We start from the raw sequence: 18,436 nt of genomic DNA, 5'->3' as shown, positions 1-18,436 counted from the left end.
CAGGCGCGCTGGCGCCGCGTCAAAGCAGTATCAGCGTGCCCAGCGCCAGCAGGCTGAAGAAGCCGCAGACATCCGTGAAGGTGGTGAGAATCACGCTGCCGGCCAGCGCCGGATCGATGCCCATGCGCTTGAGCGTGAGCGGCACGAAGATGCCGGCCAGCGCCGCGATGGTCTGATTGATGACGATGGCCAGGCCCACCACCAGCGCCAGCGGCCAGCTCTTGAACCACAGCAGCGCCACCGCGCCCACCACCAGCGCCCAGAGCAGGCCGTTGATCGCGGCCACCAGCAGTTCCTTGCGCAGCAGAAAGCGCGTGTTGCCGGAGCCGATCTGGCCCAGGGCCAGGCCACGGATCATCAGGGTCAGGGTCTGCGAGCCGCCGATGCCGCCCATGCTCGCGACGATGGGCATCAGCACCGCCAGTGCCACCACCTGGCTGATGGTGCCCTGGAACAGATCCACCACCGAAGAGGCCAGAAACGCGGTGAGCAGATTGATGCCCAGCCAGATCGCGCGGCGGCGCGTGGCGCCGCGCACCGGCGCGAAGATGTCCTCGTCCTCGGTCAGACCCGCCAGCGACATCAGCTTGCGTTCCGCATCCTTGCGGATCACATCCAGCACATCGTCCACGGTGATGCGGCCCAGCAGCAGGCCCTGCTCGTCGATGACGGCGGCGGACAGCAGGTCCGCGTCTTCGAAGTGCTGCGCCACGCGCTCGGCCGCCAGGGTCGCGGGCAGGGCGGTGCGTTCCTCATCCATCACGGCGCTGACCAGGGTCTCGGCGTCGCGGGTCAGCACCCGCTCCAGGGTCAGCACCCCGCGATAGTGGCCCTGGCGATCGACCACGAACAAGGCATCGGTGTGCGGCGGCAGCTCGCCGCGCAGGCGCAGATAACGCTGCACCACATCGAGCGTGACGTCGCCGCGCACCGTGACCGCGTCGGTGTTCATCAGGCCGCCGGCGCTGTCGGCCTCGTAGGCCAGCACCCGCTCCAGGCGCGCGCGGTCCTGGGTGTCCAGGGCCTTGACCACCTGCTGCGTCACCGACTCCGGCAGATGCTCGATGAGATCGGCCAGATCATCGATGTCCAGATCGCCGGCGGCGGCCACCAGCTCCTTCACATCCATCTCGCGCATCAGGCCGGCGCGCACTTCCTCGCCCAGGTGCAGCAGCACCTCGCCCTCGTCGTCGCGCTCCACCATGTTCCAGACCAGGCGGCGATGCCGGGGCGGCAGGGATTCGAGCAGCGAGGCGAGTTCGGCGGGATTGAGTGCGTGCAGGGCGCGACGCACGGACAGCAGGCGGCCGCCGGTCAGCCGCTCGCGCAGCCGCTCGACCGCGTCGCTATTGCCTGCGCGTTCCGCCATGAGCGTTGATCATCGGTAGATGGCGCGAGCTTAGCTCGCGCGCATGCGTCTGTGCTGGATTTTTTTCCGGCGGTCGCCGGGTGCCGCTCAATGGCCGCCGAGGGCGTTGATGCGTTCGCGCATTTCCTGTAGGTCCTGGCTTTGCATCAGGCTCGCCACTTCCTTGCGCAGCGCGCCGACGTCGGACTCGATGATGATCTGCTTGATCTCCAGCAGCGCTTCCGGATGCATGGAGAATTCGCGCAGGCCCAGGCCCAGCAGCAGGCGCGTGTACTTGGGGTCGGCGGCCATTTCGCCGCACATCGCCACTTCGATGCCGGCGGCATTGCCGGCCTCGATGGTGCGGCTGATCAGCTGCAGCACCGCCGGGTGCAGGGGGTCATAGAGATAGTTCACCTCGTCGTCGACGCGGTCGATGGCGAGCGTGTACTGGATGAGGTCGTTGGTGCCGATGGAAAAGAAGCGCGCCTGGCGCGCCAGCCAGGGCGCGGCCAGCGCCGCCGCCGGCACCTCGATCATGGCGCCCACCGGCACTTCGCCCGACAGCTGCTTGCCTTCGGCGATCAGCTCCAGGCGCGCGGCATCGATCACCGCGCAGGCCTGGCGGAATTCCTGCACGCTGGAGATCATCGGCAGCATGATCTGCGCACGGCCCAGGCTGGAGGCGCGCAGCAGCGCGCGGATCTGCACGCGGAACAGATCGGGTTCCTTCAGGCACAGGCGGATGGCGCGCAGCCCCAGCGCCGGATTGTTCGGCGTCGGTCCCTGCGAGCGTCCGGAGTCCACCTGCTTGTCGGCGCCCAGATCGAGCGTGCGGATGGTGATCGGTCCGGCCACCGCCTGCACGATGCGTGCATAGGCCTCGTACTGCTCCTCTTCGCTGGGCAGATCCTTGCGGTTCATGTACAGGAATTCGGTGCGGTACAGGCCCACGCCTTCGGCGCCGTTTTCCTGCGCGACCTTGGCATCCTCGGGCAGCTCGATATTGGCGAGCAGGCGCAGATGCAGGCCGTCGCGCGAAATCGCCTCGCGGCCTTTCAGGCGGATCAGATTGGCGCGGTACTGCGCCTGCGCGCGCTGCTTGGCGCGATAGAAGTCCAGGGCCAGCGCATCGGGATCGGCCAGCACATGGCCGGCCTCGCCGTCGAGCACCACGGTCTCGCCGTCGCGCAGCAGGCGGCGCGCGTCGCGCAGGCCCACCACGGCGGGAATGCCCAGGGAACGCGCCAGGATCGCGGTGTGCGAAAGCGGGCCGCCGTACTCGGTGACGAAGGCGCTGACGTGCTGTTGGGAGAGCAGGATGATGTCGGCCGGCGTGATGTCGTCGGCCACCACCAGGAAGGGTTCGGTCTGTCCGCTGCGCTGCGGCAGCTGGCGCTCGGACTTGAGCAGCACGCGCAGGATGCGGCCGCAGACATGGCTGACATCGTCGCGGCGGGTGCGCAGATAAGGGTCTTCCATCTGCTCGAACACCGCGATCAGCGCGTCGCGGGTCTTGCGCAGCGCCGCCTCGGCGTTGATGCGCTGGTTGCGGATGGTCTGCACGGTGCCGTCGGTGATCGAGCGGTCATCGAGCATCAGGATGTGGGTGTCGATGAAGGCGGCGATGTCGCTGGGCGTGCCGGCGGGAATCTGCGCGCGCACCTCGCGCAGCTGCTGGCGGGCGATGCCATGCGCGGCGGCAAAGCGCATCACCTCGGCGTCGACTTCCCCGGCGGCCAGCGCGCGCTCCGGAATCTCCAGATCGCCCGCCTGCAGCTTCTGCACGCGTGCAATGGCAATGCCGCGCGAGACGCCGATGCCGGTCAGCCAGAGGCTCATGCCGGGCAGTGCTCCGCGCGGCTTGAGGCCGGAGAGGTGCCGACCGGCGCGCGCCGTCGCTGGCCCTGTCGCCGGTCTTGCATCGGAGGCCTCACGCTTCTTCTCCAAACCGATCCGCCACCAAGGCTTCCAGCTCGTCCAGGGCCTCTGCGGCGTCGGGGCCTTCGGCGATCAGGGTGAGTTCGGTGCCCTTGGCGGCGGCCAGCATCATCACGCCCATGATCGACTTGCCGCTGACTTCGCGGCTGTCCTTGCGCACCCGCACATCGGCCTCGAATTTGGACGCCAGCGTCACCAGCCGCGCGGCGGCGCGCGCGTGCAGGCCGAGCATGTTGACGATGAGCACCTTGCGTTCCACGGGTTCAGGCTCCTGTGCTTCAGGACGTTGGGGGACAGAGGATGATGCCGCGCGCGCCGCCTTCCACGGCGCTTCTGGCCATGTCCTCCAGGGACAGTCGCGGATAATTGAAGATGCGCACCAGCATCGGCAGATTGACGCCGGCGATCACCAGTACGCGCTGTGCCACGGCCAGCTTGTTGGCGATATTGCTGGGCGTGGAGCCGAAGGCATCGGTGAGTATCAGCACGCCGTCACCGGAATCCAGGCGCTCGATCATCTTGCGGCCCTGATTGATCAGCACCTCATGGGCCTGCACGCGCCGCACTTCCAGCACATCGGTGGCCAGCGGCAGCTGATCCATCATGTCGGTGAGCGTGTCGAGCAGGTGATGCCCGAGCTTGCCATGCGTGACCAGCAGTACGCCGATGCTCATGACTGGCCCGCCTCGCCGGCCCAGAGCTCGCGATGGCGCACCGCCAGATGCGCGATGCGGCCACGGAAGGCTTCGCCCAGACGTTCCACCAGATACACGCTGCGATGCTGGCCGCCGGTGCAGCCCAGGGCCACGGTCAGGTATACGCGGTCCTGCTTCTCATACTCGGGCAGCCAGCGCAGCAGGAAGTCATGGATGTCCTGATACAGATGGCCGGTGATCGCATGCTGCTCCAGCCAGGCGGCCACCGGCGCGTCGCAGCCGCTGAGCTGGCGCAGCTCGTTCTGCCAGTGCGGATTGGGCAGGCAGCGCACGTCGAACACGAAGTCGGCGTCTTCGGGGATGCCGTGCTTGAAGCCGAAGGACATCAGCAGCACCGAGAGCTTGCCGCCGCCGGGCACCTGCGCCTGGATCTCTTCGCGCAGGGCGTGCAGGTTCTTCAGCGAGGTGTCGATGGTGGCGTCGGCGACATTGGCGATGGGCGCCAGCAGCGCGCGCTCGTTGCGGATCGCCTCGGCCAGACCCAGCTCGCCCTGTGCCAGCGGATGGCGGCGGCGCGTCTCCGAGTAACGCTGCAGCAGCACCGAGTCGTCGGCGCGCAGGAAGATCACGCGGATTTCCACGCCCTGTACGCGCAGTGATTCCAGATAGCGGGGAAAGCGCGCGATCTCCTGCGGGCTTTCGCGTGCGTCGATGCCGATGGCGAGACGTTCATAGCGGCCGTCGCTGCGCTTGAGCGCGCGGCGGATGAAGGGGCCGACCATGTGCAGCGGCAGGTTGTCGATGCAGTAATAGCCGATGTCCTCGTACTGCTTGAGCGCCACGGTCTTGCCGGCGCCCGACAGGCCACTGACGAAGACCAGCTTCATGGCGGCGCTGCGGTATCTGGGCGGGAGGGATCGGCCGTCACGACTTCAAGTCTGTTTCGAGGTTCTGCTGCCCTTGAGGATTTCCTGCTGCTGGCGCTGGATCAGATCGTCGTCGGCGCGGTAGCCCTGCTGACGCAGGCGCAGGTCGCGGCAGGCGGCTTCCACCAGCACGGCGAGATTATGCCCGAGGCGGATCGGAATGGAGATTTCCGGCAGGTGAAAGCCCTGCAGTTCCACGCTGCCGCGACGACCGCCGAGACGTTCCTGGCCATCGTCGCGCAGCAGCTGCGGTGCTTCCAGGCGCAGCAGCAGCTCCAGCTCGCAGCGTGCGGCGATGCTGTGTGGTCCGTAGAGACGGCGGATGTTGAGGATGCCCAGGCTGCGTGCTTCGAGAAAACCGCGCAGCAGGCGTGGTGCGAAGGCGATCAGGCGACCTCGATGCCGGCGCAGCTCCACCGCGTCGTCGGCCACCAGCTGGTGGCCGCGGGTCACCAGTTCCAGGGCCAGCTCGCTTTTGCCGACGCCGCTGGCGCCCGTGAGCAGTACGCCCACGCCCATCACGCGCAGCAGCACGCCGTGCACGGTGCTCTGCGCGGCGGCGCTGGGCATGGCGGCAAGGCCGGGCGGTGGCGGCCGGCGTGATGTCAGGCCGGGTTGTAGTCGGCGATCAGCTGATAGAGCGCCTGGCTGTCGCTGGCGGCGCGTGCCTTCTTGCAGAACACTTCGTCGGAGAACATCTCGGCGATGGCGGCCAGATGCTTGAGGTGTGCTTCGGTGGCGCCGTGCGGCACCAGCAGACCGAAAATCAGATCGACGGGATGGCCGTCGTGCGCGTCGTAATCGAGCGGATGCTTGAGGCGCATGATCGCGCCGATGCTGTTCTCCACGCCGGCGATGCGACCGTGCGGAATGGCCACGCCGTGACCCAGACCGGTGCTGCCGAGCTTCTCGCGCGCACTCAGGCTGGTCAGCACATCGCTGGGCGACAGATTGCTTGCGCCCTTGGCCAGCAGCTGTGCCAGCTCTTCCAGCGCCTTCTTCTTGCTGGTGAAGCTCGGTCCGCTGCTGACGCGATCCGCTGACAGGATTTCGGCGATTTTCATTTTGTAGGGGGTCCTCAAGGGCCAAAAAAAAGCCCGGCCTGCAAGAGCCGGGCCTTGACCGCTCATTTTACTCAAAGCGCCATACGCTTGTGCGCTTCCTTCTGGTGGTGATCACGCAGCTTTTCCTTGTGACGGCGTGTCTGCTGATCGAGCTTGTCGGTCATCACATCGATGGCCGCGTACATATCGGCTTCGCTGGCCACGGCGTGCAGGTTGGCGCCGCTGGCGTGGATGGTGGCTTCGGCCTTCTGGGTGAGCTTTTCGACGGTGAGGATGACTTCGGCTGATATCAGGTGATCAAAATGCCGTTCCAGGCGCTTGAGCTTGGCCATGACGTACTCGCGCAGCGGCGGTGTGACATCGACATGGTGACCAGAGATATTCAGGTTCATCGACTCGCTCCTTACTTGCATACAACGGGTACTACTTGGTTGGCCGTCGTCGCACCCATCTCAGGCGTGCGTCACGTCGGCGGTTTGCGCTCGTGCGAGGGCGGGATGCCCAGGCCTTCGCGATACTTGGCTACGGTACGTCTAGCAACCTGTATGCCCTCCTTGAGCAGCAGCTCCGACAAGGTGGCGTCGGACAGCGGACGAACGGCGTCTTCGGCCGAGATCATGCGTTTGATCATGGCCTGGATGGCGGTTGCGGAGCAGACGCCGCCGCCCGTGGTCTGGACGTGGCTGGAAAAGAAGAACTTGAGCTCGAACAGCCCACGTGGCGTGAGCATGTACTTGTTGGCTGTGGCGCGTGAAACGGTCGATTCATGGATGCCCAGCTGCTCGGCGATATCGCGCAATACCATAGGGCGCATCGCTTCGGGCCCATAATCCAGGAAAGCGCGCTGTTCTTCAACTATCGACTGCGCCACCCGCAAAAGAGTTTCATTGCGCGCTTCCAGACTGTTCAAAAAGTAACGCGCCTCCTGCAGGTGCTGCTTGAGCACCAGCTGGTCGCGCGAGCTGTCGGCGCGGCGGATCATGCCCTGATAGTGCTGGTTCAGGCGCAGGCGCGGGGTGTGTTCCGGGTTCAGGCTCACCACCCAGCGGCCGTTCTTCTTGGCCACGAACACATCCGGTGTCACGTAATCCGGCTCATGGGCCTGGAAGGGGCGGCCCGGATGCGGCTGCAGGGTGCGGATCAGGGCCAGCGCCAGTTCGATTTCCGCCATCGGCAGGCCGGTGGCGCGGACCATGGCGGCGGGGTCGCGGCGCGCCAGCAGTACCATGTGCTGCTTGATCAGGCGCATGGCGGTGCCGATGCCCGGCGTGCGCGAGGACATCAGTTCCAGCTGCAGGCTCAAGCACTCGCCCAGGTCACGGGCGCCGACGCCGGTGGGGTCGAAGTCCTGCACCTTGGCCAGCACCGCTTCCACGGTTTCCAGGCTCACGCCGAACTGGCGCTGCAGCAGGGCGCTGAGCTCCGCCCAGTTCTCGATGTAGCCGTCTTCGTTGATGGAGTCGATCAGGTGCTCGGCGATGTCGATCTCGTCGCCGGCGAAATCGGCGACGCGTGCCTGCTCCAGCAGATGCTCGTGCAGGCTGACACGGCCGTGCAGATTGGCTTCGAGGAAATCGTGCAGCTCGTCGTCGTCACTGTTGCGTGGGCCGCTGGGCGGCTCGTCGAAGACATCGCTCCAGTTGGCGTCCACCGGCATTTCATCCGGAATCTCGCGGCTGTTGTCCAGCTCCAGGCTCTTGGGATCGCCGCCGGATTCGCTGGCGGCCATCGCGGTCTCCGCCGCTTCTGCGGTTTCGGCGCTGGCCACCTCCGCTTCCACGGGTTCCACGCCGTCCTCGCGTTCCAGCAGGATGTTGGATTCCAGGGCCTGTTCGATTTCCTGTTGCAGATCGAGGCTGGACAACTGCAGCAGGCGGATCGCCTGCTGCAACGCGGGCGTCATGGTCAGGGATTGACCCAGACGCAGGCCGAGTGTGGATTTCATCTTGTCTGCTTATGGGAAGACGGGGGGATGTGAACCGGGCCGGGCTTACTTGACAGTGAGGGTGATCTGCTCCGACACCACCGCCGGATTGAAGGGCTGGTGCTTCCAGTCGGCGAACATCAGCTGCAGCGTGTGCTTGCCCGGCTTGAGGTCCAGCAAGGCTTCGGTCTGACCGCCGCCGAAATGCTTGATCTGGTCGGTGGCGGGCAGCGGCAGGGTGGCGTCGTAGGTTGGCTGGTCGATCAAGAGATGGTGATGACCGGTGTTTTCCTTCTGCACGCCGGCCGGCGCAACGCCCGCGCCGGACAGGCCGAACACCACTTTCACCGGGCTGCTCACCGTGGCGCCATTGGCGGGCGCAATCAGATAGACCTTGGCATTGACCGGGGCGGCCGTCGGCAGATTGAGTTTTTCGGCGGCCTTCTGAGTGGCGGTCTGCTTGGCCGTCTCCTTGAGGTCCTTGAACATGTCGGCCGCGACAGGCGTGGCCACGGCAGCGAGGAGCAGGGTCAGCGGGAGCAGTCGTTTCATTTCGGGTCTCGCTTATTGGGCTGGCATCTGTTATGAGGCGGCACGCGATTTGCGTGTCGTCAGGTGCAAGATTAGGTCAAACCGCGACACATCGCTATACTGCACAGCACGCGTGACACCGTATTCCGGTTGACGGTGGTCAAGTCGCGTTACAGCGCACTTCAGGTTTTGCCCGACAGGACAGAGCCGTGGCGTTTACTCATTATCCAATTCATGCGTCCTGAACCGGCCCGGCGCGAAAGCGTTCGGCACAGGCGTTCAGGAGTTTTTGCAATGTCATCCGAGCTTCCCACTTTCGAGGCCCTGCGCCTCGCGCCCGCCCTGCTGCGCGCCCTGAGCGACGAGGGCTATCAGACGCCCACGCCGATTCAGGCGCGCGCCATCCCCGAAATTCTCGCCGGGCATGATCTGCTGGCCGCCGCGCAGACCGGCACCGGCAAGACCGCCGCCTTCACCCTGCCGATCCTGCAGCGCCTGCAGGAAAAGCCCCTGAAGTCCGCCGCCAGGCAGCCGCGCGTGCTGGTGCTGGTGCCCACACGCGAACTGGCGGCGCAGGTGCTGGAGTCCGTGCGTACCTACGGCAAGCATCTGCAGGCTTTGCGCACCGTGCTGGTGTTCGGCGGCGTGGGCATCAATCCGCAGATCGAGGCCCTGGCCCGCGGTGCCGAGATCGTGGTGGCCACGCCGGGGCGTCTGCTCGACCACGCCGGACAGAAGACCATCGACCTGTCCAGGATCGAGGTGCTGGTGCTGGACGAGGCCGACCGCATGCTCGACATGGGTTTCATCCACGACATCCGCCGCGTCATCAAGCTGCTGCCGGGCAAGCGCCAGAACCTGTTGTTCTCGGCCACCTTCTCGCCGGACATCCGCAAGCTCGCCGAAGGTCTGCTGCACGAGCCGGTGACCATCGACATCGCGCCGCGCAACTCCGCCGCCGAGACCGTGCAGCAGCGCGTGCTGTTCGTCGACCAGTCGCGCAAGGCCGAGCTGCTGATTCATCTGGCCAAGGGTTATAACTGGCAGCAGACCCTGGTGTTCACGCGCACCAAGCACGGCGCCAACCGTCTGGTGGAAAAGCTGGAGAAGGCCGGCATCCGCGCCGCCGCCCTGCATGGCAACAAGAGCCAGAACGCGCGCACCCGCGCACTGGCGGAATTCAAGGACGGCACGCTACGCATGCTGGTGGCCACCGACATCGCCGCGCGCGGTCTGGACATCGAGCAGCTGCCGCAGGTGGTGAACTTCGAACTGCCGAACGTGCCGGAAGACTATGTGCATCGCATCGGCCGCACCGGTCGCGCCGGGCAGGCCGGCGAGGCCTTCTCCCTGGTCAGCCGTGATGAACGGGATGATCTGCGCGGCATCGAGAAATTGCTGCGGCGGCAGCTGCAGAGCTTTGAGGTGGCCGGCTTCGAGCCCGGCGCGGCCTCGTCGACCCCATCGGAAGATCAGGACATGAGCCAGAACCGCAAATCACCCCGACAGCAGCCGCAGAAGCGCTATGGCCCGCAGGGTCGTGGTGGCGCGCACGGCCACGGCGGCGGCAACAAGCCGCAGAAGTCGGCCGAGCATCGCGCCGGCAAGTCGCGGAAAGTGCATTGAGCTGAGCCTCGCCTGGGGCGAACGCCCGGCCATGGATGGCCGGGCCGGGGTTGGATCGAGGTTCAAGGTCGCGCCATGGACGGCTTCAGGCACGCTGCGCTCGACGACTTCGCCGGCGTGTGCAGGCGCCTCGCTAGAATACGGCGATGATCCGCATTCTCCCCGACGTTCTGGTCAATCAGATTGCCGCCGGGTGAGTCCCTGGCGAAGCAAGGCTTCGCCAGGGGGCGAACGCCCGGCCATGGATGGCCGGGCCGGGGTTGGATCGAGGTTCAAGGTCGCGCCATGGACGGCTTCAGGCACGCTGCGCTCGACGACTTCGCCGGCGTGTGCAGGCGCCTCGCTAGAATACGGCGATGATCCGCATTCTCCCCGACGTTCTGGTCAATCAGATTGCCGCCGGCGAAGTCGTCGAGCGCCCCGCCGCCGTGGTCAAGGAACTGGTCGAGAACAGTCTCGACGCCGGCGCGCGCAGCATCGAGATCGAGGTGGAGCAGGGTGGCAGCGCGCTGATCCGCATCCGCGACGACGGCCGTGGCATCAGCCGCGATGAGCTGCCGCTGGCGCTGACCCGCCACGCCACCAGCAAGATCGCTGAACTCGATGATCTGGAGCGCGTCGCCACGCTGGGCTTTCGGGGCGAGGCACTGCCGAGCATTCTTTCGGTCTCGCGTCTGAAACTGGTCTCGCGCAGTGCCGAGGCCGCGCATGCCTGGGAGATCGGCGGCGCCGGCGATGTGGAAGGCGCGGCGCGTCCGGCCGCGCATCCGCAGGGCACCAGCATCGAGGTGCGCGATCTGTTCTTCAACACGCCAGCACGGCGCAAGTTCTTGAAGTCGGAAGCCACCGAGTTCCGCCAGATTCAGCAGGCGGTGTCGCGGCTGGCGCTGTCGCGCTTCGACGTCGGCTGGGCACTGCGCCACAACAAGCGGCGGGTCTATGAATTCGTCCCCGCGGCCGGGGAGGAAGGGCGTCTGGCGCGCCTGCGCGAGATCTGCGGCGAGGAGTTTCTCGCGCAGTCGGTGGCGATGGACGAGTCGCGCCTGGGCATGCGCCTGCACGGCTGGGTGGGGCTGCCATCCTTCGCGCGCACGCAGGCCGATCTGCAGTATCTCTACGTCAACGGCCGTCTGGTGCGCGACCGCCTGATGGGTTTCGCCCTGCGCCGCGCATTTGCCGATGTCATGCATTCCACGCATTACCCGGCCTATGTGCTGTATCTGGAAATCGATCCGGCGGCGGTGGATGTCAACGTGCATCCGCAGAAAACCGAGGTGCGCTTTCGCGATGCCACGCGCGTGCATGATCTGCTGTTCGCCGCCGTGCACCAGCTGCTGCGACGCCTGCGGCCCGAGCCCGAGCACCATCATCAGGTGCGTCTGCACAGTGAGTCCGCAGCACCGGCGGCGGTGCCTGGATTCAGCGCGCCAGGCACGGTGCCGCGGCCCATTCCCGCCGCCGCAGCGCTGCGCCTGGATCTGCGCGAGCCGGCCCCGCGCTACGAGCCTGCGCCTGCCTTCGACGCGCAGCCGGCGGAGCCGGCCGCCGTGCCGGCCACGGATCGCCCCCTGGGCACCGCGCTGGCGCAGGTGCTGGGCATTTACATCCTGGCGCAGAACGAACAGGGCCTGGTGCTGATCGACGCGCATGCCGGCCATGAGCGCGTGGTCTATGAACGGCTCAAGCGCCAGCTTGCCGAGGGCGCGGTACCGGCGCAGCGCCTGCTGGTGCCGGAGGCTCTGAATCTGCACGAAGACGAGGCCGATGCGCTCGAGGCGCGCCGCGAGGAACTGTTGCGCTACGGTTTCGAGCTGGATCGCAGCGGTCCGGGCAGCGTGCTGATCCGCGCCCTGCCGCCGCTGCTGGCGCGCAGCGATGTCGCCACCCTGCTGCGCGAACTGGTGGCCGACGAGGCGCAGCGCGACAGCATCAGCCACTTCGGTGAGGCCCTGGATGCCCAGCAGCGCATCCTCGCCGATGTCGCCTGCAAGGCCGCGATCAAGGCCAACCGTCGCCTGAGCCTGCCGGAGATGGACGCCTTGCTGCGCGACATGGAAGCCACCGAGCTTTCCAATCAATGCAACCACGGCCGTCCGACCTGGGTACAGATCACGCTCGCCGAACTGGATCGATTGTTTCTGAGAGGGCGCTGAAGCGCTACTTGTGCGAGCGAAGCTCGCACGCGCTTCAGCGCGCCCGGCCATGGAGCGTTTGGCCCGAGGGCCGGCATGACTCAATGTCATGCCGGCTTGAGCCGAACGCGGGCCGGGGTTCAATCGGGATCGGCAGTCGCGCCATGGATGGCGTCACCGGGTTTGTGCGAGCGAAGCTCGCACGCGCTTGAAGCGCGCCCGGCCGCCCGCATTGATTTAGGCTGTACGGCCTACTGCCATCATCGCGTTTATGAATCCAAGCGCTCCCATCATCCTGCTGATGGGCCCCACCGCCTCCGGCAAGAGTGAGCTGGCGCTGGCGCTGGCCGGGCAGCTGGACATGGAAATCATCTCGGTGGATTCGGCCCTGGTGTATCGCGGCATGGACATCGGCAGTGCCAAGCCGGATGCCGCGATGCGCGCGCGGGTGCCGCACCATCTGCTCGACATCCTCGACCCCAGCGAGCCGTATTCGGCGGCGCGCTTTGCCGAGGACGCGCTGCGCCTGATCGGCGAGATCCGGGCGCGCGGGCGTGAGCCGCTGCTGGTGGGTGGCACCATGCTGTATTTCCGGGCGCTGACGCAGGGGCTGAGCGATCTGCCCTCGGCCGATCCCGAGCTGCGCGCGCGCCTGGAGCGCGAGGCGCGCGAACTCGGGCGCTCGGTGCTGCATGCGCGACTGGCCGAGCTGGACCCGGTCATCGCCGCGCGTCTGCATCCCAACGACCAGCAGCGCGTGCAGCGCGCGCTGGAAATCATCGAGCTGAGCGGGCAGGCGGCCAGTCAGCGGCAGGGACGCGCGATACCCTCGGCGTATCGCTGGTGCAAGCTGGCACTCAATCCCCCGCAGCGCCGTGAGCTGCATCATCGTATCGAGCAGCGTTTTGCGGTGATGATGGCGCAAGGTTTGCTCGAAGAAGTGCAGGCTCTGTACCGGCGCGGTGATCTGCATCCGGAACTGCCGTCGATTCGCGCGGTCGGATATCGCCAGCTCTGGGAGTATCTGGCCGGGCACTGCAGCCTGGATGCGGCGGTGGCGCAAGGGATTGCCGCCACCCGTCAGCTCGCCAAGCGGCAGCTCACCTGGCTGCGTCGGGAGCCGGATCTGCAGTGGCTGGATCCGGGTCAGCCGCAGCTGTTCGAACGGGCGCTTGCGGCCTACCGAGCGGCGGGCGGCTAGCTGCCCGCGCCGTGCTACACTCGGTACACAACTCACATCCAGGCCACGTAAGCCCGGATGAACATAAGGAAATTACGATGTCGAAAGGTCATACGCTACAAGAACCGTTTCTGAACGCGCTGCGCAAAGAGCGCATCCCGGTTTCCATTTACCTGGTCAACGGCATCAAGCTGCAGGGCCAGATCGAGTCCTTTGACTCCTTTGTCGTGCTGTTGCGTAACAGCGTCAGCCAGATGGTCTACAAGCACGCCATTTCCACCGTGGTGCCGGCGCGCGCGGTACGCGTCTACGATGCCGAGAACGAAGGTGAGGGCTCGGAGCCTGGCGCCGCTTGAAGGCTGTATCCGTCTCATGCAGGCCGGCGACGTCGGGTCGCCGGCTCTGACCTCCCCGCATGTTTGAACGTCCCAAGGCGGGCCAGCGCGCGCTGCTGGTCCACCTCGAATTTCCGCTTGCGGATTTCGAGTCCGACCGCCAGGAATTCATCGAGCTGGCGCGTTCGGCCGGCGCCGAGGTGATCGAAGTCATCGGCGGCAGCCGGCGTGAGCCTGATCCCGGCCTGTTCGTCGGCTCCGGCAAGGCGCAGGAGATTGCCGACGCCGTGGCTGCGAGCCAGGCCGAACTGGTGATCTTCAATCACGCGCTCTCGCCCAGCCAGGAGCGCAATCTCGAAAAGATCTTCAAGGCCCGCGTGCTCGACCGCTCGGGCCTGATTCTCGACATCTTCGCCACCCGCGCCCGTTCCCACGAGGGCAAGCTGCAGGTGGAGCTGGCGCAGTTGCAGCATATCGCCACGCGCCTGGTGCGCGGCTGGACGCATCTGGAACGTCAGCGCGGCGGTGGTATCGGCCTGCGCGGCCCTGGCGAAACCCAGCTGGAAATGGACCGCCGCCTGATCCGCGAGCGCATCAGCACCCTCAAGCGTCATCTGGAGGCGGTGCGCGGCCGTCGCGCGCAGAGCCGCGCCGCACGCGCACGCAACGAGGTGCCGACGGTGTCGCTGGTGGGCTACACCAATGCCGGCAAGTCCACGCTGTTCAACGCGCTCACCGGCGATCTCACCTTTGCATCGAGCCAGCTGTTCGCAACACTGGACACCACCGTGCGCCGCCTGCAGCTGCCGGCCGGTGACACCGTGCTGCTGGCCGACACCGTGGGTTTCATCCGCGATCTGCCGCATGACCTGATCGCGGCCTTCCGCGCCACGCTGGAAGAGGCGCGCGAGGCGCGCCTGCTGCTGCATGTGGTGGATGCCGCCGATCCCGAGCGCATGAGCCGCATCCAGCAGGTGGAGGAGGTGCTGCGCGAGATCGGCGCCGAGGAAGTGCCGAGCCTGCAGGTGTTCAACAAGATCGATCTGCGGCCCGACGAGGCGCCCCGCATCGAGCGCGACGAACTCGGCCGCCCGCAGCGGGTCTATGTGTCGGCGCGCAGCGGTGCCGGACTGGAGTTGCTGCGCGAGGCGATCGTCGAATGCATCGCGCCGGAGCTGGCCGAGCAGGAGCTGGTGCTGCCGCCGGGCGCCGGGCGCCTGCGGGCGCAGTTGTTCGGGCATCACGCAGTACGCGCCGAGAGCGTGGACGAGCAGGGCAATTTTCACCTGCGCGTGGCCATGCCTTACGAGCGTCTGCGCGGACTGTGCGAGGCGGCCGGCGTCAGCCTGCCGCTGCCGCCGCGCGAGCCCTGGGAGCTGTCCGCCGGATGAGGGACCGCTTGCGGGTGCCGGCGATGACAGCATGGCCGTCAGGCTCTAAACTGCGCAGCCCCGTTGGTGGGCCGCAGGGCAGTGCCTGCGGCGGTTCGGGGCCCGCCGCCCCGCTTGAGGGGCGTTTCCATGTTTGCCGCAGGCTGTCTTGTCACGATTGCCAGGAAACGCGGTAAATCGAAAAATGAATGATGGAGTCTAGACATGGCGTGGAATGAGCCGGGGCCCGGCCGCGATCCTTGGAATCAAGGCCCCAAGCGCGGTGACCGCAGTCCCTCGGCGCAGGTGGAGGACATTCTCAAGCGCCTCAAGGACCGCTTCGGCGGCAGCGGCGGTACGCCGCCGCCGGGTGGCAGCCTCAACGGCAGCGTGGCCGGTCTGGTGCTCGGCCTGTTCGCGGTGCTGTGGCTGGCTTCCGGTTTTTATGTGGTGGACGAGCAGGAGCAGGCGGTGGTGCTGCGCTTCGGCCAGCACGTCGACACCACGCGTCCGGGCCTGCACTGGCATCTGCCCTGGCCGATCGACACCGCCGAGGTGGTCAATGTCACCGGCGTGCGCTCGGTGCGCGAGCAGGCCACCATGCTGACCCGCGACGAAAACATCGTGGACGTGGAGCTGTCGGTGCAGTACCGCGTCTCCAAGGTGGACGATTACGTGTTCCAGGTCGCCGATCCGGACATCACGCTCAAGCAGGCCACCAAGGCCTCAGTGCGCGAGGTGGTGGGGCAGAGCACCATGGATTTCATTCTCACCGACGGCCGTGAAGAAGTGGCGGACGAAACCAAGCGCCTGCTGCAGGAGCGTCTCGACGCTTACAAGAGCGGCCTGGTGGTGACGGAAGTGAACCTGCAGCAGGCGCAGCCGCCGGAGCCGGTGCAGGCGGCTTTCGCCGACGCGATCAAGGCGCGCGAGGATCAGCAGCGCGTCAAGAACGAGGCCGAGGCCTACGCCAACGACCGCCTGCCCAAGGCGCGCGGCGCCGCCGCGCGACAGATCGCCGAAGCCACGGGCTATCGCGATCAGGTGGTGGCCAAGGCCGAAGGCGATGCCGCCCGCTTCGACAAGCTGGTGGGTGAGTACAAGAAGTCGCCCAAGGTCACCCGCGAGCGTCTGTATCTGGACATGATGCAGAGCGTGCTGGGTGGTTCCAGCAAGGTGCTGATCGACAGCGACAAGAACGGCTCGATGCTGTACCTGCCCATCGATCAGCTGCTGCGCAACGCACGCGGCGGCGAGCTGCAGCAGGACTACGTCGGCACGCCGAATCTTTCGCATGGCGGCAGCGGATCGTCCGCCGATACTGATCGTTCGCGCGACCGGAGCCGCCGATGAAAAACACCACCATGATGACGGTTGCGGTGGCCCTGCTGCTGGCCTGGACGCTGGTCAATTCGGTGTTCGTGGTCGATCAGCGTCAGCGCGCCCTGCTGTTCCAGTTCGGCGAGCTGCGCGGCCAGAACTACGAGCCGGGCCTGCATCTGAAGCTGCCTTTCTTCCAGGCGGTGCGCACCTTCGATGGCCGCGTGCTGACGCTGGACAACCAGACCGAAAACTTCCTCACCGTCGAAAAGAAGAACGTCGAGGTGGACTACTACGTGAAGTGGCAGATCGCCGATCCGGCGGTCTACTACCGCTCCACGCGCGGCCAGGAGCTGGTGGCCATGGATCGTCTGGCCAGCATCGTCAACCGCGCGCTGCGTGACGAGTTCGGCTCGCGCACCATCCAGCAGGCGGTGTCCGATGAGCGCAATGCGATCATGACCGACCTGCGCGGCAGCGTGGAGTCCAAGCTCAAGGATCTGGGCATCAACATCATCGACGTGCGTCTGAAGTCGATCAATCTGCCGCAGGCGGCCAGCGACTCGGTTTACGACCGCATGCGCTCGGAGCGCGCGCGCGTCGCCACCGATCTGCGTGCGCGCGGCGCCGAAGAGGCCGAGAAGATCCGCGCCACCGCCGATCAGCAGGCGCAGATCCTGCTCGCCGATGCCTACAAGCAGGCCGAGCAGCTCAAGGGCGAGGGCGATGCCAAGGCGGCGGCGATCTACGCCAAGTCCTTCGGCCAGGATCCGGAGTTCTACAGCTTCTATCGCTCGCTGACCGTCTACAAGGACAGCCTGGGCGGCCAGGGCGACGTGATGGTGCTGCATCCCGACAGCCCCTTCTTCAAGTACTTCAAGAATTCCGGGTCGTGAACGCGGTTGCGGGCGAGTTCCTGCGGGCGGTGGCCCTGGTCATGGTGATCGAGGGCCTGCTGCCGTTCCTGGCGCCGGCGCGCTGGCGGCAGCTGCTGTTCACGATTGCGCAAATGGAAAGCCGTAGTCTGCGCACGATCGGGCTGTTCAGCATGCTGATCGGCGTCGCCATACTGCAGTTGGTGTAAGCAAGCAATGAAAAAATGGATGTTGCCTGCCGGCGTTGAAGAAGCCCTGCCGCCGGTGTCCTGGCAGCTGGAAGACCTGCGCCGCAAGCTGCTGGACTATTACCGCAAGAGCGCCTACGAGCTGGTGTTCCCGCCGCTGCTGGAACATCTGGACGCGCTGCTCACCGGCACCGCGCAGGATCTGGAACAGCAGATCTTCAAGCTCACCGATCCGGCCAGCGGCCGGCTGCTGGGGCTGCGTGCCGACATGACGCCGCAGGCTGCGCGCATCGCCGCGCGTCATTACCCGGCCGAGGCCATCGTGCGCCTCTGCTATCTGGGCACGGTGCTGCGCTCGCAGGCCGATGATCTGGGCGGGCCGCGCTCGCCGCGGCAGGTGGGCTGCGAAATCTTTGGTGAACCGGGCATCGCTGCCGACCTCGAAGTGCTGCGCGTGATGCTCAAGACGCTCAAGCTCGCCGGCGTGCGCGGCGTGCATCTGGATCTGGGGCATGTCGGCATCTACCGCGCGCAGGTGGCCAGCCTGGGCCTGGACGGCGAGGACGAAGCCGCGCTGTTCGACATCGTACAGCGCAAGTCGCATCCCGATCTCCACGAGTTCGCCGCAGCGCGTGGCCTCAAGCCCCGCGTGACGCGCGCTGTGGGCGAGCTGATGGATCTGCACGGCGAACCCAAGGCGGTGCTGGCGCGTGCGCGCGAGGTGCTGGGCGCCAACAAGACCATCCGCGGCGCGCTCGACACACTGGCGCAGACCGTCGGCGAGCTGTCACGCGAGATGCCCAAGCTGCCGATCCACCTCGATCTGTCGGAGCTGCGCGGCTATCGCTACCAGACCGGCATGGTGTTCGCCGCCTTCGTCGCCGGCCACGGCCGCGAGATCGCGCGCGGCGGGCGTTATGACGGCGTCGGCGCGGAGTTCGGCGCGCCGCGTCCGGCCACGGGCTTCTCCGCCGACCTCAATGAACTGCTGCGGCTTGCCGCGTAAGCATCAGGAATTTT

At 66.5% G+C, this 18,436-nt stretch carries 19 protein-coding genes; 9 read left to right on the top strand and 10 right to left on the bottom strand.

Annotated elements, in window-relative coordinates; all coding sequences use genetic code 11:
• Positions 1–19: 19 nt before the first annotated feature.
• From mgtE to BMY12_RS13705, 10 genes are all read right to left on the bottom strand, one after another.
• Positions 20–1,369 carry a magnesium transporter gene (gene mgtE / locus BMY12_RS13750; RefSeq protein WP_093287297.1) on the bottom strand — a complete coding sequence of 450 codons (1,350 nt, stop codon included), beginning with the start codon at positions 1,367–1,369 and terminating at the stop codon, positions 20–22.
• A gap of 87 nt (positions 1,370–1,456) precedes the next feature.
• Complete coding sequence (ptsP, locus tag BMY12_RS13745; protein ID WP_093287294.1) at positions 1,457–3,190, bottom strand: phosphoenolpyruvate--protein phosphotransferase; 1,734 nt, start codon at positions 3,188–3,190, stop codon at positions 1,457–1,459.
• 91 nt (positions 3,191–3,281) lie between these two features.
• A complete protein-coding gene (locus BMY12_RS13740) occupies positions 3,282–3,548 on the bottom strand; it encodes an HPr family phosphocarrier protein (protein WP_093287292.1) in 267 nt (88 codons plus the stop codon).
• Between the two features lie 19 nt (positions 3,549–3,567).
• Positions 3,568–3,963, bottom strand: a complete 396-nt coding sequence (locus BMY12_RS13735; RefSeq protein ID WP_093287289.1) for a PTS sugar transporter subunit IIA — start codon at positions 3,961–3,963, stop codon at positions 3,568–3,570.
• Complete coding sequence (gene rapZ, locus BMY12_RS13730; protein WP_093287288.1) at positions 3,960–4,832, bottom strand: RNase adapter RapZ; 873 nt, start codon at positions 4,830–4,832, stop codon at positions 3,960–3,962. Before rapZ ends, BMY12_RS13735 begins: the two co-directional genes overlap by 4 nt.
• Positions 4,833–4,877: 45 nt before the next feature.
• Complete coding sequence (locus tag BMY12_RS13725) at positions 4,878–5,441, bottom strand: hypothetical protein (RefSeq protein ID WP_093287285.1); 564 nt, start codon at positions 5,439–5,441, stop codon at positions 4,878–4,880.
• Between the two features lie 35 nt (positions 5,442–5,476).
• Positions 5,477–5,935: a PTS sugar transporter subunit IIA gene (locus tag BMY12_RS13720; RefSeq protein ID WP_093287283.1), complete on the bottom strand. Its 459-nt coding sequence runs from the start codon at positions 5,933–5,935 to the stop codon at positions 5,477–5,479.
• A 71-nt stretch (positions 5,936–6,006) separates the two neighbouring features.
• Positions 6,007–6,327, bottom strand: a complete 321-nt coding sequence (hpf, locus tag BMY12_RS13715; protein WP_093287281.1) for a ribosome hibernation-promoting factor, HPF/YfiA family — start codon at positions 6,325–6,327, stop codon at positions 6,007–6,009.
• 71 nt (positions 6,328–6,398) lie between these two features.
• Positions 6,399–7,880, bottom strand: coding sequence for an RNA polymerase factor sigma-54 (locus BMY12_RS13710; RefSeq protein ID WP_093287278.1), 1,482 nt, complete (start codon positions 7,878–7,880; stop codon positions 6,399–6,401).
• 45 nt (positions 7,881–7,925) lie between these two features.
• Positions 7,926–8,411: a DUF4399 domain-containing protein gene (locus BMY12_RS13705; RefSeq protein WP_093287275.1), complete on the bottom strand. Its 486-nt coding sequence runs from the start codon at positions 8,409–8,411 to the stop codon at positions 7,926–7,928.
• A 273-nt stretch (positions 8,412–8,684) separates the two neighbouring features.
• Here BMY12_RS13705 and BMY12_RS13700 point away from each other — a divergent pair, with 273 nt between their 5' ends.
• The 9 genes from BMY12_RS13700 to BMY12_RS13660 all read left to right on the top strand — a co-directional run bounded on the left by BMY12_RS13700 (position 8,685) and on the right by BMY12_RS13660 (position 18,422).
• Positions 8,685–10,016: a DEAD/DEAH box helicase gene (locus BMY12_RS13700; RefSeq protein ID WP_093287271.1), complete on the top strand. Its 1,332-nt coding sequence runs from the start codon at positions 8,685–8,687 to the stop codon at positions 10,014–10,016.
• 356 nt (positions 10,017–10,372) lie between these two features.
• Positions 10,373–12,169 (top strand): DNA mismatch repair endonuclease MutL, encoded by a 1,797-nt coding sequence (gene mutL, locus BMY12_RS13695; RefSeq protein ID WP_093287268.1) that lies wholly within the window; start codon positions 10,373–10,375, stop codon positions 12,167–12,169.
• A gap of 250 nt (positions 12,170–12,419) precedes the next feature.
• A complete protein-coding gene (gene miaA / locus BMY12_RS13690; protein WP_093287266.1) occupies positions 12,420–13,349 on the top strand; it encodes a tRNA (adenosine(37)-N6)-dimethylallyltransferase MiaA in 930 nt (309 codons plus the stop codon).
• Positions 13,350–13,426: 77 nt separating this feature from the next.
• The gene (gene hfq, locus BMY12_RS13685) at positions 13,427–13,684 is read left to right on the top strand and encodes an RNA chaperone Hfq (RefSeq protein ID WP_093287263.1); all 258 of its coding nucleotides are present in this window, start codon (positions 13,427–13,429) and stop codon (positions 13,682–13,684) included.
• Positions 13,685–13,743: 59 nt separating this feature from the next.
• Positions 13,744–15,054 (top strand): ribosome rescue GTPase HflX, encoded by a 1,311-nt coding sequence (hflX, locus tag BMY12_RS13680; protein ID WP_093287262.1) that lies wholly within the window; start codon positions 13,744–13,746, stop codon positions 15,052–15,054.
• A 204-nt stretch (positions 15,055–15,258) separates the two neighbouring features.
• Complete coding sequence (gene hflK / locus BMY12_RS13675; protein WP_093287259.1) at positions 15,259–16,386, top strand: FtsH protease activity modulator HflK; 1,128 nt, start codon at positions 15,259–15,261, stop codon at positions 16,384–16,386.
• Entirely contained in the window at positions 16,383–17,249 is an 867-nt protein-coding gene (hflC, locus tag BMY12_RS13670; protein ID WP_093287256.1) for a protease modulator HflC, read from the top strand. The genes hflK and hflC overlap by 4 nt, the downstream gene beginning before the upstream one ends.
• A complete protein-coding gene (locus BMY12_RS13665; RefSeq protein ID WP_245732508.1) occupies positions 17,246–17,437 on the top strand; it encodes a DUF2065 domain-containing protein in 192 nt (63 codons plus the stop codon). The genes hflC and BMY12_RS13665 overlap by 4 nt, the downstream gene beginning before the upstream one ends.
• Before the next feature lie 7 nt (positions 17,438–17,444).
• Positions 17,445–18,422, top strand: a complete 978-nt coding sequence (locus BMY12_RS13660) for an ATP phosphoribosyltransferase regulatory subunit (protein WP_093287254.1) — start codon at positions 17,445–17,447, stop codon at positions 18,420–18,422.
• Positions 18,423–18,436 lie beyond the last annotated feature (14 nt).

It is taken from the genome of Solimonas aquatica (genome assembly GCF_900111015.1).
Taxonomy (GTDB): domain Bacteria; phylum Pseudomonadota; class Gammaproteobacteria; order Nevskiales; family Nevskiaceae; genus Solimonas; species Solimonas aquatica.
Note: the sequence above shows the minus strand (reverse complement) of the source record. Positions and strands in the feature narration are given on the sequence as shown.

Coding starts and splice junctions, on each gene's coding strand:
- BMY12_RS13710 (WP_093287278.1), bottom strand. CDS start 7,880: ATGAAATCCACACTCGGCCTGCGTCTGGGTCAATCCCTGACCATGACG.
- hflX (WP_093287262.1), top strand. CDS start 13,744: ATGTTTGAACGTCCCAAGGCGGGCCAGCGCGCGCTGCTGGTCCACCTC.
- BMY12_RS13735 (WP_093287289.1), bottom strand. CDS start 3,963: ATGAGCATCGGCGTACTGCTGGTCACGCATGGCAAGCTCGGGCATCAC.
- BMY12_RS13660 (WP_093287254.1), top strand. CDS start 17,445: ATGAAAAAATGGATGTTGCCTGCCGGCGTTGAAGAAGCCCTGCCGCCG.
- BMY12_RS13705 (WP_093287275.1), bottom strand. CDS start 8,411: ATGAAACGACTGCTCCCGCTGACCCTGCTCCTCGCTGCCGTGGCCACG.
- hfq (WP_093287263.1), top strand. CDS start 13,427: ATGTCGAAAGGTCATACGCTACAAGAACCGTTTCTGAACGCGCTGCGC.
- ptsP (WP_093287294.1), bottom strand. CDS start 3,190: ATGAGCCTCTGGCTGACCGGCATCGGCGTCTCGCGCGGCATTGCCATT.
- hflK (WP_093287259.1), top strand. CDS start 15,259: ATGGCGTGGAATGAGCCGGGGCCCGGCCGCGATCCTTGGAATCAAGGC.
- rapZ (WP_093287288.1), bottom strand. CDS start 4,832: ATGAAGCTGGTCTTCGTCAGTGGCCTGTCGGGCGCCGGCAAGACCGTG.
- hflC (WP_093287256.1), top strand. CDS start 16,383: ATGAAAAACACCACCATGATGACGGTTGCGGTGGCCCTGCTGCTGGCC.
- mgtE (WP_093287297.1), bottom strand. CDS start 1,369: ATGGCGGAACGCGCAGGCAATAGCGACGCGGTCGAGCGGCTGCGCGAG.
- BMY12_RS13725 (WP_093287285.1), bottom strand. CDS start 5,441: ATGCCCAGCGCCGCCGCGCAGAGCACCGTGCACGGCGTGCTGCTGCGC.
- mutL (WP_093287268.1), top strand. CDS start 10,373: ATGATCCGCATTCTCCCCGACGTTCTGGTCAATCAGATTGCCGCCGGC.
- BMY12_RS13720 (WP_093287283.1), bottom strand. CDS start 5,935: ATGAAAATCGCCGAAATCCTGTCAGCGGATCGCGTCAGCAGCGGACCG.
- miaA (WP_093287266.1), top strand. CDS start 12,420: ATGAATCCAAGCGCTCCCATCATCCTGCTGATGGGCCCCACCGCCTCC.
- BMY12_RS13700 (WP_093287271.1), top strand. CDS start 8,685: ATGTCATCCGAGCTTCCCACTTTCGAGGCCCTGCGCCTCGCGCCCGCC.
- hpf (WP_093287281.1), bottom strand. CDS start 6,327: ATGAACCTGAATATCTCTGGTCACCATGTCGATGTCACACCGCCGCTG.